The organism is Terribium retamae (genome assembly GCF_022347545.1).
Classification (GTDB): domain Bacteria; phylum Pseudomonadota; class Alphaproteobacteria; order Rhizobiales; family Rhizobiaceae; genus Mesorhizobium; species Mesorhizobium retamae.
This window is the reverse complement of sequence record NZ_JAKREW010000013.1, coordinates 43,219-57,549: the sequence shown is the minus strand read 5'-3', so window position 1 is coordinate 57,549 and position 14,331 is coordinate 43,219. Positions and strand designations below refer to the sequence as shown.

The following is a 14,331-nucleotide window of genomic DNA, read 5'->3' as shown; positions in this document are numbered from 1 at the left end:
GCAATGGCCCTGGTCGACAATTCACACATGGAGCAAGTGGGCTCCCGCATGTCGGAAGCGACAGCGGGCGACTACTTCGCGCTGCTCAAGCCACGTGTGATGTCGCTGGTGGTGTTCACTGCTTTTGTCGGCCTGGTGGCGGCCCCCGTCACCATCAACCCGTTGATCGCGGTCATTGCCATCCTGGCGATTGCCATCGGCGCCGGCGCGTCGGGCGCGCTCAACATGTGGTACGACGCCGATATCGATGCCGTCATGACCCGCACCGCGAGCCGCCCGGTTCCGTCCGGCCGTGTCTTGCCTGGAGAGGCGCTGAGCTTCGGTCTGGTCTTGTCGGCACTGTCGGTGATGACGCTCGGCGTGCTGGTCAACTGGCTCTCGGCTGCGCTGCTGGCCTTCACCATCTTCTTCTATGCCGTTATCTACACGATGTGGCTGAAGCGCTGGACGCCGCAGAACATCGTCATCGGCGGTGCGGCCGGTGCGTTCCCGCCGGTTATCGGCTGGGCAGCGGCCACAGGCGCGATCAGCCTGGAAAGCGTCATCCTCTTCCTCATCATATTCCTTTGGACGCCGCCGCATTTCTGGGCGCTGGCATTGTTCAAGTCGGGCGACTACGAGCGCGCCGGCATCCCTATGATGCCGAACGTTGCAGGCGAGGCTTCCACGCGCCGCCAGATCTTTGCCTACGCCGTCATTCTGGCACCGATCGGCGTGTTGCCATGGATCCTTGGCTACACCTCGGCAGTCTATGGCGTGCCGGCCACGCTTCTGGGTGTCAGCTTTGTCTGGTATTCCTGGGCAGTGCTGCGCATGCCCGACAGCGATCGCGTCATGAAGCCTGCCAAGGCGCTGTTCGGCTATTCGCTGCTTTATCTGTTCGCCATCTTCGCCGCTTATCTTGCTGATAGCGTTGTTGCCCGCGTTCTGGTTCTGGGTGGGGCATGAATGCGATGAACGAGAAGCTCGAACTGGTCACGCTCACCGAGCGTCAGAAGAAAGCCCGCCGCAGCCGGTCCGTCGCGATCGCCGTGGCGCTCGCTGTGCTTGTCATCATCTTTTATGTGGCGACGATCGTGAAGTTCGGTTCGCCCATCATCAACCGGCCTATTTGAGGTGATGATGGAACACGAAAAGACCGCCGCTGAACAGAAGAAGCAGAAGACCAACCTGGCTGTTGCCGGTGGTTGTGTGGTGTTTCTCACCGCCATGGTCGGCATGGCTTATGCGGCGGTGCCACTTTACGCCATGTTCTGCCAGGTCACCGGTTATGGCGGGACCACGCAGCGCGTCACGCAGTACTCCAATCGGGTTCTGGACCGCGAGATCACCGTTCGCTTCGACGCCAACACGGCCGGCGTTCCTTGGGAGTTCGAGCCGCTGCAGCGCGACGTCACCATTAAGCTCGGTGAAACCAAGCAGGTCGCCTATAAGGCAACGAACAAATTCAGCACGCCGACTACCGGCCGCGCCACGTTCAATGTGCAGCCGGAACTGGCGGGCGCCTACTTCAACAAGGTGGAATGTTTCTGTTTCACCAATCAGACGCTCAAGGCTGGCGAGACGGTCGACATGCCGATCGTCTTCTATGTCGACCCGGACATCCTCGATGTTCCGGAGTTGAAGAACATCAAGACCATCACGCTTTCCTACACCATGTTCCTGGCCGACAAGAACAAGCCGGTCGCGGCCATGGAAAACCAGGAAGGCGGCAAGGCAATTTCCAATACCGAAAATCTCGGGGGATGACATGGCAGACGGACACGCCAAACCAAACCACGACTACCACATAATCGACCCGAGCCCGTGGCCCTTCCTGGGATCTGTCGGCGCCTTGGTCATGGCGTTCGGTGGCGTCTTCTACATGCAGTACCTGAAGGGCTCGCCGTTTCACTTGTTTGGCATCGACGTTGCCAAATCGCATTTCTGGGTGCTTTTGATCGGCCTGATCATCGTGCTCTACACCATGTATGGCTGGTGGTCCGACACGATCAAGGAAGCGCATGAAGGCCATCACACAAAGGTGGTGTCGCTGCATCTGCGCTACGGCATGATCATGTTCATCGCCTCGGAGGTGATGTTCTTCGTTGCCTGGTTCTGGGCCTATTTCGACGCCAGCCTGTTCCCCAATGAGGCTGTGCAGGCTGCGCGTGCCACCTTCACCGGTGGCGTGTGGCCGCCGAAGGGCATGGAAGTGCTCGATCCCTTCCACCTGCCGCTCTACAACACGATCATCCTGCTCCTGTCGGGCACGACGGTCACCTGGGCGCACCATGCGCTGATCCATGGTGACCGCAAGGGCCTGATCAACGGCCTCGTCTTGACGGTTGGTCTCGGCATCCTGTTCACGATGGTCCAAGCCTACGAGTACATCCACGCTCCGTTCGGCTTCAAGGACTCCATCTATGGCGCTACCTTCTTCATGGCGACGGGCTTCCATGGTTTCCACGTCATCATCGGCACCATCTTCCTGCTCGTCTGCCTGATCCGCGCAATGAAGGGTGATTTCACGCCGAAGCAGCATTTCGGCTTCGAGGCCGCCGCCTGGTACTGGCACTTCGTTGACGTGGTCTGGCTGTTCCTGTTCGCCTCGATCTATATCTGGGGCTCGGCCGGCGCAGTCATCGAGGGCCACTGAGCGATTTCGACATAGGGTTCAAAGGGGCGGCTGCGGCAACGTAGCCGCCCCTTTCTTTAGGCTAAGCATTCAATTCGTTGCCGAAAGTCTCTAAAAGGCGAGCATGAACGAAGACAAGGCAATCTGGCCGCCTGTCGATCCGATCCAGGCGGGCCTGAAGGGGTGTTGCCCGCGTTGCGGAGAAGGGCGCCTTTTCTCCGGGTTCCTGACAGTGGGCAAGCGCTGCTACAATTGCGGCCTCGACTATTCCTACGCCGATGCCGGCGACGGGCCGGCTGTCTTCGTCATCCTGATCATCGGCTTTATCGTCGTCGGTCTGGCGCTTTGGCTTGAGGTCACTTTCGGGCCGCCGCTGTGGGTGCATTTTCTGCTGTGGGTCCCCTTGGCATTGGTCCTGTGCCTCTCGGCATTGCGGCTCATCAAGGGCGTCCTTCTCACCCTGCAATACCGCAACAAGGCCGCTGAAGGCAGGCTGGATCAGCCGCGATGACGCAGGCGTCCGACCAGGTGGTCCGCCGCGGTGGGCCGCGCAAGACGTTGGCGCTCGGTCTCGGTCTTGTCGCCTTTGTCATCCTGATCGGTCTCGGCACCTGGCAAGTGGAACGGTTGGCCTGGAAGGAAGGGCTGATCGAGACGATCGACAGGCGCATGAATGCCGCCCCTGTAGCGTTGCCCGACGTCGAAAAGCAGTTCTCCGCGACCGGCGATATCGACTATATGCCGGTGACGCTGAACGGCTCTTTCCTGCACCAGGGCGAGCGCCACTTTTTCACCACCTGGAACGGAAAGACGGGTTACAGCGTGTATACCCCGCTGAAGCTCGCCGACGGTCGGTTCGTCTTCGTCAATCGTGGTTTCGTGCCTTACGAGCTGAAAGATCCGGCCACGCGTGTGCAGGGCGAAATTTCGGGCGACGTCAGAGTCACCGGGCTCGCCCGCAATCCGTTGCCGGGCAAACCATCGATGATGGTTCCGGACAACGACATCGCCAAGAACATCTTCTATTGGAAGGATCGCGACGCCATGGCAACAACGGCCGGATTGCCGGCCGGGGCCGTCGTGCTGCCCTTCTTCGTCGATGCAGACAACTCGGCCAATCCCGGCGGATTGCCGATCGGCGGTACCACGATGGTCGATCTGCCTAACAATCATCTGCAATATGCGGTGACCTGGTATGGCCTGGCGGCTGCTCTCGTCGGCGTGATGGCCGTCTGGCTGTTGAAAGGCCGAAAGAACGGCTGACGGGCGTCGCAATCATCCGTCGCCCTTGACAGACAGGGGTAGCGGACATCATGTCCGCACTATTCAGCCGATGGGAAAGTATGTTGAACAAAGCCGTTAAACCGCCGCTCACGATTAGGCTGTGTCAGCCGCGCGGCTTCTGCGCGGGCGTCGACCGAGCCATCCAGATCGTGGTGCTGGCATTGAAGAAATACGGCGCGCCGGTCTATGTCCGGCACGAGATCGTACATAATCGCTACGTGGTCGAAGGGCTGCAGAACCTTGGTGCTGTTTTCATCGAGGAGCTTTCGGAAATTCCGGAGAAGCACAAGCAATCCCCGGTGGTTTTTTCTGCCCATGGCGTGCCGAAATCCGTTCCAGCGGATGCCGTTGCGCGTAATCTCTTCTATCTCGATGCCACTTGTCCATTGGTGTCCAAGGTGCACAAGCAGGCCATGCGTCACCAGCGGCTGGGCCGTCATGTCCTGCTGATCGGCCATGCCGGCCATCCTGAAGTGATTGGCACGATGGGGCAGCTGGCCGAGGGCGCGGTGACGCTGATCGAAACGGAAGCGGACGCGGCCTCCTTTCAACCTGCCGATCCCGAGGCGCTGGGTTTCGTCACCCAGACGACGTTGTCGGTGGAAGATACCGCCGGCATCATCCGAGCTCTGCAGGAGCGTTTTCCCGCGCTGCAGGCGCCGGCCGCCGAATCGATCTGCTACGCAACGACCAACCGGCAGGACGCGGTGAAGGAGACCGCCCCCGGCTGCGATCTCTACCTGGTCGTCGGTGCTCCCAATTCGTCGAATTCGCGCCGTCTTGTCGAAGTGGCGGAGCGCGCGGGTGCCGCGATGTCGCTTCTCGTACAGCGTGCTTCTGAAATTCCGTGGGATGAGATCGGGGGGATCTCGACGCTTGGTCTCTCCGCGGGTGCCTCCGCGCCGGAGATCATTGTCGATGAGATCATCGATGCCTTCCGCCAGCGTTTCGACGTTTCTGTCGATCTCGCGGTGACGGCGACGGAAACGGAGGATTTCCCGGTGATGCGGGCGCTGCGTGATGTCGAACTGACCCCGGCCGACATGGCCTTCGTCAACGGGACCGTGTGATGGCGGTCTATACCGATGTAGGCGAAGGCGAGCTTGCAGCTTTCCTCAAAGATTATCCGGCCGGCGAATTGCTTTCCTACAAGGGTATCGCCGAGGGTACCGAGAACTCCAATTTCCTGCTGCACACCACGGCTGGCTCCTTCATCCTGACGCTTTATGAAAAGAGGGTGGAAAAGGCCGACCTGCCTTTTTTCCTGGGCCTGATGGACCATCTCGCCAAAAAGGGCATCTCGTGCCCGCTGCCGGTGCAACGCCACGACGGCACCATGATCGGCACGCTGGCCGGTCGGCCGGCGGTCATAATCACTTTCCTGGAAGGCATGTGGTTGCGCAAGCCGGGCGTCGCGCACTGCCGCGAGGTCGGCAAGGCTTTGGCCGCAATGCATCTGGCCAGTGCCGATTTCGCCATGCATCGCGCCAATGCGCTGGCGATCGATGGCTGGCGCAAACTCTGGGAGGCATCACGTTCGCGCGCGGATGAGGTCGAGCCCGGTCTTGCCGCCGAGGTCGATGCGGATTTCGCCGAATTCGAGCGCAATTGGCCGATAGGCCTGCCGACCGGCATCATCCATGCCGACCTCTTCCCGGACAACGTCTTCTTCCTCGGTGAGAAGTTGTCGGGCCTGATCGATTTCTACTTCGCCTGCAATGACTTCTACGCCTATGACCTCGCCACCTGTCTCAATGCCTGGTGTTTCGAGAAGGATTTTTCCTTCAATCTCACGAAAGGCACGGCATTGCTGGCCGGGTACCAGAGCGTGCGGCCGCTCAGTCCGGAGGAGCGGGAGGCGCTGCCGATGCTGGCACGTGGCTCCGCCCTGCGCTTCATGCTGACACGCCTTTACGACTGGCTGACCGTTCCTGATGGCGGCTTGGTCATCAAGCGCGATCCGACCGAATATATCCGCCGCATGCGCTTCCATCGCGCCATCGGCTCAGCATCCGAGTATGGTCTGAAATGAAGCAAGTCGAGGTTTTTACCGATGGAGCGTGTTCCGGCAATCCGGGGCCAGGCGGTTGGGGCGCCATTCTCCGCTTCAACGGCAAGACCAAGGAGCTTTTCGGCGGCGAAGGGGAGACGACCAACAATCGCATGGAGTTGCTGGCGGCGATATCCGGGCTGAACGCTCTGAAGGAGCCATGCAAGGTCGATCTCTACACCGACAGCAAATATGTCATGGACGGCATTTCGAAATGGATCCATGGCTGGAAGAAGAACGGCTGGAAGACGGCCGACAAGAAGCCGGTCAAGAACGGTGAACTCTGGCAGGCTCTGGACGAGGCCAATCGACGTCACGAGGTCACGTGGCATTGGGTGAAGGGCCATGCCGGTCATCCTGAAAACGAACGCGCCGATGAGCTGGCGCGTGAAGGCATGGCGCCTTTCAAAAAGAGTTTTTCAGGTTCTGCGTTCGGGAAGGCAGCCATCGGGCGTTGATTGATGGCCGCCGACGCTTTTAGCGTCTCGTTTTGCCGAACCGTGCCTCAAGCCAATTCACGCCATGGCGGACAATCTTCGGCGCCGACACCAGAACCGAGTCGGCATTGCCGATCTTGCCGCGATGACCGTCGCCTGCATTGAGAAAGTCTTCGACAACCGTTGCGAAATAGTCGTCGGACAGACCGCTGACGATCGGCTCCGTGGTGTCGAATTCCGTCCACCGGCGCCATTCCGTCCTGCCGTCGATCAGGAGCGGCGCTTCAAAGTGGGCTATCCGCTTGCCTGGCAGATCAGCCAGATGTTCGGCGTGATGCAGAATGGACATGGCATCGAGCGGCGCCCCGATCATGAGCACCTTGCCTTCGTCCTCGACAAGCTTGTCGAAGGGAGATCCCTGCCCATAGCCGTAGTCAAGCGGATGGTCGTTGGTAAGCCACGCGGCTTTTGCGCCGACAGCTGCGCAGGATGCGCCGGGATTGCCACTGCGCAAGGCTCCGGGAAAAGTGCGCACCAGCTCGGCAATCGCGCCATTGTCGCGTCTCGCCCGTGACGACATGGGATCAAAAGGTGCGATGTGCTCACGAATGTCAGCGGGGATGCGACCATCATCGTCCAGCAACTCGTGATAGTCGTCGTCCCAGTCGGTGTAGACCATCACCGTTCCGCCCGGAGCGGTCGCGTCGAGCAGGGCGCGGATCAGGCTGTCAGGTCCGCCCAGAATATGCCCGACCGACCGAAGCCCGGCATGAATCATCACCGTGTCGCCTGCCGCCAGACCGAGCGCGCGTAGCTGCGCGCCCAGGCTGGTTCTGGTGTGGAACTGTCGGGACATCGGTGCCGGGAGGATCGCCGGTTACAGCTGCTCCAGGAGCTTCGCGGCGCCCGAATCCACTGCCTGGCCGGGATTGCCCTCAATGTTGAGGGCCGTGACCGTACCGTCTTCGACGATCATCGAAAAACGCTTGGAACGCAGGCCAAGTCCATTGGCGCTGAGATCAATGTCGAGACCTGCCGCCTTGGCGAAGTCGCCGCTGCCGTCCGCCAGGAACAGGATCTTGCCTTCGCCACCGGTAAAGCGGGACCAGGCACCCATCACGAATGGGTCGTTTACGGCCACGACCGCGATCTGGTCGACGCCGCGCGACAGGATGGCATCGCGGTTCTCGAGGTAACCCGGCAAGTGGTTGTTGTTGCAGGTCGGCGTGAAAGCGCCCGGAACGCCGAACAGCACCACCTTCTTGCCGGCAAAGACGTCGGTGGTGGTCAGCGCCTTGGCGCCGTCGTCGGTCATCGTCTTGAAGGTGGCTTCTGGCAGCTTTTCGCCAACGGCAATGGTCATGGCAGTCCTCTTTGTCTGGGAGGGAAGGGAGGTCCAAGCGATAGCGCCTTCCGTGTCACCCCGCAATGCGGCCACGGCTGGCGATTGTCACGGATAGGGCAATAGACCTTCAACGGCTCCGGACGGAGCGGTCAGCGTGTAGGGAAGGCCGCTGCCTTCTGCAGCCTTGTCTGGACGCCCCAGGATCGGGATCGAAAAGACGATCTTGCCGTCCTTTTCAGCCCGTGTCGGTGCGCCGAACAGATATCCCTGTTCCCCCGCAACGAAGAGGTCGACACTCTTGGCGACACCCGGCGCGGTTGCCTCGACAATCAGTTTGTCTTTCTCTCCCGGCAGCGTCTTCGCACCGAAGATGTCGGTCGCTTTTTGAGGGAGCGAGGCCAGTGCGGATTTTACCAGTTCGGCATCCTCGGCATTGCCGGCATCTACGCCTGGGTCGACTTTCAACTGGGCCTGCACCGGGATACAGATCGTCTGGCAGATACCGAGAAACACACCAGCCTCGATGACCGTATTTTCTTTCGGGTTCGCCACCGTGAATGTCACCGGAAGCGCGACCGTGCGATCATAACCAGCCCAGCTGCCATAGCCGTCATCGTGGCGACCGGGGGCAGGGTAGGACAACTCCGCCTTGGTTATGCCGGGTGCCTTGGTAATGTCGATCTGCGGTGGCACGCCGCTGGCGCCGGGATCGCGCCAATAGGTCTTCCAGCCGGGTTTCAATTCGATATGAAGCGCGCCCGACAGCCGGCCGGAAGCATCGGCCGTTCCGGTGGTGACCAGCCGAACGCGCCCGCCCTCGCTATCCGCCCAAGGGGATGAAGAAGCGGCAGCCGGCAGGGCGGTGGCCATCAGAACGGCAACGCCGAGCGAAAATTTCAAGAGGTCCATGGGGCTGATTTGAAGGGGCAAATGTGGCTGTGCAACCGTTTTGGGTGAATATCGTCCATCATTTTTGTGTGAGGCTTACGCGTTGGGACCACCGCGAATTGCACCAATGGCATCTTTCAAGCGTGCCGGAAACGCGTTACCTTCGCTTATGGACCTTTTACGCCACAAGAATGCGGCCGGTAAAAGCGGCTTTCTCGACGATCAGTTCCTCATCGCCATGCCCGGCATGAAGGACGAGCGGTTCGCACGTTCGGTCATCTACATCTGCGCGCATTCGGATGAAGGCGCGATGGGACTGATCATCAACCAGACCCAGCAGATGCTCTTTCCCGATCTCCTGGTCCAGCTTGGCATCATGAACGAACAGGAGGCGATCCGGCTGCCAAGGCAGACGCGCGACTTCGTCGTGCGCAATGGCGGGCCGGTGGATCGCAGCCGCGGTTTTGTCCTGCACACCGGTGACTACCGCGTCGAATCCTCGTTGCCGGTGTCAGAAGACATCTGTCTCACGGCCACGGTCGACATCTTGCGCGCCATTTCCGCCGGACGTGGTCCACGCCAGGCGCTGATGACGCTCGGCTACTCCGGCTGGGGCGCCGGTCAGCTCGAGGGAGAAATCGCCGAAAATGGCTGGCTTACCTGCCCGGCGACACCCGACTTGCTGTTCGATCCCGACATCGAGGGCAAATATGACCGGGCGCTTGCTACGATAGGCATCGATCTTGCCCACTTCAGCCAGGCAGCCGGCCACGCCTGATCGGGTCTCGGCGCTGCCTGCGAGCTTATGCCTGCGTCAGGGGATATTGTTCACGCAACAGCTTGATAACGGCATCGCCGTTCATCGGTGCGCCAAACATGAAACTCTGCACATATTCGCACCCCATCTGACGAAGCTCCAACGCGTCGCTCTGGTCGGAGATGCCTTCCGCGACCACCGCCAGGCCGAGCTCGTGCGCCATGTTGACCATCGAACGCAGCAGCACCGCGCGCTTGGGTGAGGTGTCGTCGATGAAGCTCTTGTCGATCTTGATCGTGTCGAAGGGGAAACGGGTGAGGTACGACAAGGACGAATAGCCGGTGCCGAAATCGTCGAGCGACAGCCCGATGCCGAGCTGCTTCAGCTTGTTCAGCACATGGGCGGCCTGCTCGGGATTGTCCATCACCAGGGATTCGGTGAGTTCGAGCCTCAGACACCGCGGTTTCAGGCCCGCGCGCGCGATGACCGAACGCACGTCCGTGACAAGATCGCGGCGGATAAGCTGGCGGCTGGAAAGATTGACCGAAACCGAAAGCGGCGTATCGCCAATGTGTTTTTGCCAGCTTGCCAGGTCTTCCGCGGCTTTCTGCATGGCGAAGAGGCCGAGTTGCACGATGAGGCCGCAGCTCTCGGCCACGGGAATGAAATCGGCCGGCGGAATCATGCCCCGGCGTGGATGATCCCAGCGCAACAGGGCTTCGAAACCTGCGACGCTGTAATCTTCCAACCGCACGATCGGCTGATAGGCGAGGGTGAATTCGCGCCGTTCTATGGCGCGGCGCAGATCGGATTCGAATTGCAGACGGTCGGTGCCAACGGTGCGGAAGGCCGGCCGGAACGGTTCGATGCGGTCGCCACCGAAGCGTTTGGCCTGGTGCATGGCGAGTTCCGCATCCTTGACCAACTCCTCGGCGGAGGTCTGGTCGGAGGTCCAGGTGATCAAGCCGACGGACGCGGTCAGCACGATCTCGCGCTTGGCGAAGGTGATCGGCGAGCTGATCGCGTGTTTGATGGCGTCTGCCATGGCGGCGATGCGGGCAGGATCCTGCTCGGAAAGCAGCATCAGCGCGAACTGGTCGCCGGCAAAACGCGACAGCGAGTCTTTCGGCTTGAGAAGGCGGTGCAGGCGGCGCGCCACGGTCAGCAGAATGGTGTCGCCCGCCGAGATGCCGAGCCCGTCATTGACCTGCTTGAAGCGGTCGATGTCGATGACGAAGACGGTTGGACGTACCTTGTCCTCGGTACGGGCGATTGAAATGATCGCCTCGAGCCGGTTCATGAACAGTTCGCGGTTGGGCAGGCCGGTCAGATTATCGTGTACGGCGTCGTGCAGCAGCCGCTCTTCGGATTTCTTCTGCTCGGTCACGTCGACCATGGTCCCTACGCAGCGGATGACCTCACCATCGGAGCCGATGACCGGACGTGCCCTCAATGCGAACCAGTGATAATGGCCGTCGGCGCCGCGCAGGCGGAAGTTTTGCGAAACGCGTCCGCGCCGATGCTCCAGTACGACGTCGAGCGTGGTGCGGAACGTGTCTCGATCGTCCGAGTGGAGCACGGGTAGCCAGTTGCGGGCTGCGCCACCCAGGCTGCCTGGGGCGAGGCCGAGCTGCAGGCTGACATCGGGGCGCGTGACGACACGGTCCCGCAGAACATCCCAGTCCCATACCGTATCGCCGGACCCGGCGACCGCGAGCGCCTGGCGCTCGAGGTCGGAGAAGAGGCCTTGATGCAATGCACCGCCTGCGAAGGCATGCTGCATCACCGTGAAGCCGATCAGCAGGATCACCAGGATCAGCCCGCCGCCGAGAGCAGGCTGGACGATGTCGTTGTCGAGCAGGCCGGTGATCGCCATCCAAGAGCCTGTGGCCCATAACAAGACCATAACCCAACTGGGGATGAGCATGATGGCGCGGTCGTAACCGCGCAGGCCGAGGAAGATGATCAGTCCCAGGCCGGTGACGGCCGTGGCGGCAAAGGAGATACGAGCGATGCCGGCCGCAATTGCCGGGTCGATGATGGCGATGCCTGCAATGGCCGCCAATCCCAGGATCCAGACGAGCGCCCCGTAGCTGAAATGGCCATGCCAGCGGTTCAAATTCAGATAGGTGAAGAGGAAGACGACGAAGGTGGTTGCCAACGCGACCTCCGCGCCGGCACGCCAGACCTGTTCGGAACCGGGCGCGACCTGAATGATCTTGGCGAGGAAGCCGAAGTCGATGCAGATATAGGCCAGCACCGCCCAGGCCAGGGCTGCCGTGGCGGGAAACAGCGAGGTTCCCTTGACCACGAACAGGATGGTCAGGAACAGCGCCAGAAGGCCGGCGATGCCGATGACGATGCCACGGTAAAGCGTGTAGGAATTGACGGTGTCCTTATAGGCCTCGGGCTCCCACAGATAGACCTGTGGCAACTTTGGTGAGGCAAGTTCGGCGATGAAGGTGACGACGGAACCGGGGTTCAGCGTCACGCGGAAGACGTCAGCGTCCGGACTTGCCTGCTTGTCCAGCGCAAAGCCTTCGGATGGAGTGATCGCAGCGATTCGCGTGGAGCCCAGATCCGGCCAGAAGATCCCCGACTTCACCAGGCGGAAATGCGGCGCGACGATGAGGCGGTCGATCACGTCGTCGGTGGTGTTGGCCAGTGCGAAGACCGCCCAGTCGCCGGTCGAGCGGGCATCATTGGCTTCGACCTCGATTCGCCGGACGATGCCGTCGGAGCCGGGAGCGGTCGACACCTGAAAATTCTCACCCTGATTGCGGTAGATTTCCACCGCGCCAGAAAGGTCGAGCGCGACATCGTCGCGGGAAATCTTGATCGGTTCCACGGCATAGGCGGAAGCGGCGGCGAAAAGCGTCACGATCGTCGCGAGGACGAAAGCCAGAGCAATTCCAGGAAAAGTGTGTAACGGTTTTCCGTCCGGAATTGCGCAAAAACAAAGAGTTAGAGCGTTTCCGCGTTTCCGTGAAAAACGGAAACGCTCTAACATCGATCCGTTTCGCAGGAGTTTCGTCAAAAATCAGCCCTTCGTAGCGGATGCCGGCGGATCGTCGGCGATCCGGGCATAAAGATAGTGGTCTTGCCACGCTCCGTTGATGCGAAGATAGGAGCGCGCCAGTCCTTCACGCTGGAATCCGGCTTTTTCAAGCACGCGGATGGAACGAATGTTGTCGGGAATACAGGCTGCTTCGATCCGGTGCAACTTGAGTGTATCGAAGGCAAAGCGGATCAACAGCTTCACGGCGTCGGTCATCATGCCGCGGCCGGCATAACGCTGCCCGATCCAGTAGCCGACATGCCCGCTTTGCGCGACGCCATGGCGGATGTTGCCGAGCGTGATGCCGCCCGCGAGCTTGCCGGTCGTTCGGTCGAAAATGAAAAAGGCGATCGCCGTTCCCTGTGCATAATCCTCGCGGTAACGGCCGATGCGGTGACGCCAGGCGGTGCGGTCGAGCTCATCAGGTGCCCAGCGTGGTTCCCATCGCTCAAGGAAAGCGCGACTCTCTCCGCGCAATGCTGCCCACTCGCGATAGTCGTTCGTCACGGGCACGCGCAACATCACCTTCTCGCCCTTCAGTACCGGCAGGTCCCGGCGAAAGAAAGGAAGGGCGAACATGGCGGTGAGCCAGAATCAGCCGGCGAGCTTCCGGGCCGCGACCTCGATGCCCGGAAGCTGGTCGAGAACCGCCTCGTAGGGCGCCAGCGAGCCCACCGGGCCGACAGCGGCCAGTGTCGGTCGCGTTGAGAACAGGCGTGACGAAAGATCGGTCAGGCGCTCGGTCGTCAGCGCGCCAAGCCGCTCCATCAGCTCTTCCTTGGGGATGGGACGACCGAAGAGAAGCAGTTGGCGCGCGATCTGCGATGCACGGCTGGCGGGGCTTTCCGCCGACATGATGAGGCCGGCGCGGTATTGCGCGCGCGCCCGGTCGAGCTCCTCTTGGGAAATGTCCTGTCCTGCCCGCTGCAACTCGCGCACGATGACCGGCACCAGTTCAGCGATATCGTTCTGGCCAGTCGCTGCATGGACGCCGAAGACGCCAGTGTCCGAGAAGCCCCAATGAAATGCATAGACCGAATAGCAAAGGCCGCGCTTTTCGCGCACCTCCTGGAACAGGCGTGACGACATGCCGCCGCCGAGGATCATCGACAGGACCTGCGAGGCATAGAAGTCGCGTACGTGATAGGCACGCCCCTCGAAACCCAACACGATCTGCGCGTCCATCAGGTCGCGGTCTTCGCGGAAATCCCCACCGACATACTGGGCGTACTGCGGAGCGGTGTTTTCGGCTTTGGACCGGAACGAGCCGAGTTTGCTTTCCACCTCGCGCACAAAATCGTCATGCTTCACGTCGCCGGCAGCGACCATGACCATGCGCTCGGCGCCGTATTGGCGTTCCATGAAATTGTGTAACTGCTTCGACGTGAAGGACTTCACCGTTTCCGGTGTACCCAGGATCGAGCGGCCGATCGTTTGATGGCGGAAGGCCGTTTCAGTGAAGCGATCGAAGACGATGTCATCGGGCGTGTCGTGCGCAGCGCCGATCTCCTGCAGGATGACGTTCTGCTCCCGCTCCAATTCCTGGGGGTCGAATTCCGACTCCTGCAGGATGTCTGCCAGGATATCGACCGCCAGGGGCACGTCGTCCGACAGCACGCGGGCATAGAAGGATGTTGTCTCGACGCTGGTGGCGGCATTGATCTCGCCGCCGACATTCTCGATTTCCGAGGCGATCTCGAAGGCGGAGCGCCTTTTGGTGCCCTTGAATGCCATATGCTCAAGCAGGTGGGCCATTCCATGCTCATCGTCGCGCTCGTTGCGGGCCCCGGACTTGACCCAGGCGCCGAGAGCGACGGATTCGATGCTTGGAAGGGTTTCGGTGGCGACTGTCAGGCCGTTCGACAGACGGCTTACCTCAACACCCATATAGCTAA

Annotated in this window: 16 protein-coding genes; 10 read left to right on the top strand and 6 right to left on the bottom strand. The window is 61.0% G+C overall.

Annotated features, from left to right (window positions below; all coding sequences use genetic code 11):
- The first annotated feature begins 3 nt into the window (after window positions 1-3).
- The 9 genes from L4923_RS14905 to rnhA all read left to right on the top strand — a co-directional run bounded on the left by L4923_RS14905 (window position 4) and on the right by rnhA (window position 6,409).
- Complete coding sequence (locus L4923_RS14905; RefSeq protein WP_239366368.1) at window positions 4-948, top strand: heme o synthase; 945 nt, start codon at window positions 4-6, stop codon at window positions 946-948.
- A 5-nt stretch (window positions 949-953) separates the two neighbouring features.
- A complete protein-coding gene (locus tag L4923_RS14900; protein WP_239366533.1) occupies window positions 954-1,115 on the top strand; it encodes a hypothetical protein in 162 nt (53 codons plus the stop codon).
- A gap of 7 nt (window positions 1,116-1,122) precedes the next feature.
- A complete protein-coding gene (locus tag L4923_RS14895; RefSeq protein ID WP_239366367.1) occupies window positions 1,123-1,749 on the top strand; it encodes a cytochrome c oxidase assembly protein in 627 nt (208 codons plus the stop codon).
- A 1-nt stretch (window position 1,750) separates the two neighbouring features.
- Window positions 1,751-2,638: a cytochrome c oxidase subunit 3 gene (locus L4923_RS14890; RefSeq protein ID WP_239366366.1), complete on the top strand. Its 888-nt coding sequence runs from the start codon at window positions 1,751-1,753 to the stop codon at window positions 2,636-2,638.
- A 103-nt stretch (window positions 2,639-2,741) separates the two neighbouring features.
- The gene (locus L4923_RS14885) at window positions 2,742-3,128 is read left to right on the top strand and encodes a DUF983 domain-containing protein (RefSeq protein WP_239366364.1); all 387 of its coding nucleotides are present in this window, start codon (window positions 2,742-2,744) and stop codon (window positions 3,126-3,128) included.
- Complete coding sequence (locus L4923_RS14880) at window positions 3,125-3,880, top strand: SURF1 family protein (protein WP_239366362.1); 756 nt, start codon at window positions 3,125-3,127, stop codon at window positions 3,878-3,880. Before L4923_RS14885 ends, L4923_RS14880 begins: the two co-directional genes overlap by 4 nt.
- A gap of 80 nt (window positions 3,881-3,960) precedes the next feature.
- Window positions 3,961-4,971: a 4-hydroxy-3-methylbut-2-enyl diphosphate reductase gene (ispH, locus tag L4923_RS14875; protein WP_239366360.1), complete on the top strand. Its 1,011-nt coding sequence runs from the start codon at window positions 3,961-3,963 to the stop codon at window positions 4,969-4,971.
- Window positions 4,971-5,933: a homoserine kinase gene (locus tag L4923_RS14870; RefSeq protein WP_239366357.1), complete on the top strand. Its 963-nt coding sequence runs from the start codon at window positions 4,971-4,973 to the stop codon at window positions 5,931-5,933. The genes ispH and L4923_RS14870 overlap by 1 nt, the downstream gene beginning before the upstream one ends.
- Window positions 5,930-6,409: a ribonuclease HI gene (gene rnhA / locus L4923_RS14865; RefSeq protein ID WP_239366354.1), complete on the top strand. Its 480-nt coding sequence runs from the start codon at window positions 5,930-5,932 to the stop codon at window positions 6,407-6,409. Before L4923_RS14870 ends, rnhA begins: the two co-directional genes overlap by 4 nt.
- Window positions 6,410-6,428: 19 nt before the next feature.
- On the opposite strand, the gene aac(3) is transcribed toward rnhA, so the two are convergent.
- The 3 genes from aac(3) to L4923_RS14850 all read right to left on the bottom strand — a co-directional run bounded on the left by aac(3) (window position 6,429) and on the right by L4923_RS14850 (window position 8,642).
- On the bottom strand, window positions 6,429-7,244 hold the full coding sequence (gene aac(3) / locus L4923_RS14860) for an aminoglycoside 3-N-acetyltransferase (protein ID WP_239366351.1): 816 nt from the start codon (window positions 7,242-7,244) through the stop codon (window positions 6,429-6,431).
- Window positions 7,245-7,265: 21 nt separating this feature from the next.
- Window positions 7,266-7,751 (bottom strand): peroxiredoxin, encoded by a 486-nt coding sequence (locus L4923_RS14855; protein WP_239366348.1) that lies wholly within the window; start codon window positions 7,749-7,751, stop codon window positions 7,266-7,268.
- Window positions 7,752-7,838: 87 nt separating this feature from the next.
- Complete coding sequence (locus L4923_RS14850; protein ID WP_239366346.1) at window positions 7,839-8,642, bottom strand: protein-disulfide reductase DsbD domain-containing protein; 804 nt, start codon at window positions 8,640-8,642, stop codon at window positions 7,839-7,841.
- Window positions 8,643-8,790: 148 nt separating this feature from the next.
- On the opposite strand from L4923_RS14850, the gene L4923_RS14845 reads away from it, so the two are divergent.
- Complete coding sequence (locus L4923_RS14845) at window positions 8,791-9,399, top strand: YqgE/AlgH family protein (RefSeq protein WP_239366525.1); 609 nt, start codon at window positions 8,791-8,793, stop codon at window positions 9,397-9,399.
- A gap of 25 nt (window positions 9,400-9,424) precedes the next feature.
- On the opposite strand, the gene L4923_RS14840 is transcribed toward L4923_RS14845, so the two are convergent.
- The 3 genes from L4923_RS14840 to L4923_RS14830 all read right to left on the bottom strand — a co-directional run bounded on the left by L4923_RS14840 (window position 9,425) and on the right by L4923_RS14830 (window position 14,323).
- Window positions 9,425-12,259 carry an EAL domain-containing protein gene (locus tag L4923_RS14840; protein ID WP_425530950.1) on the bottom strand — a complete coding sequence of 945 codons (2,835 nt, stop codon included), beginning with the start codon at window positions 12,257-12,259 and terminating at the stop codon, window positions 9,425-9,427.
- Window positions 12,260-12,418: 159 nt separating this feature from the next.
- Window positions 12,419-13,015: a GNAT family N-acetyltransferase gene (locus L4923_RS14835; RefSeq protein WP_239366344.1), complete on the bottom strand. Its 597-nt coding sequence runs from the start codon at window positions 13,013-13,015 to the stop codon at window positions 12,419-12,421.
- Window positions 13,016-13,030: 15 nt separating this feature from the next.
- Window positions 13,031-14,323, bottom strand: coding sequence for a M16 family metallopeptidase (locus L4923_RS14830; protein WP_239366342.1), 1,293 nt, complete (start codon window positions 14,321-14,323; stop codon window positions 13,031-13,033).
- Window positions 14,324-14,331 lie beyond the last annotated feature (8 nt).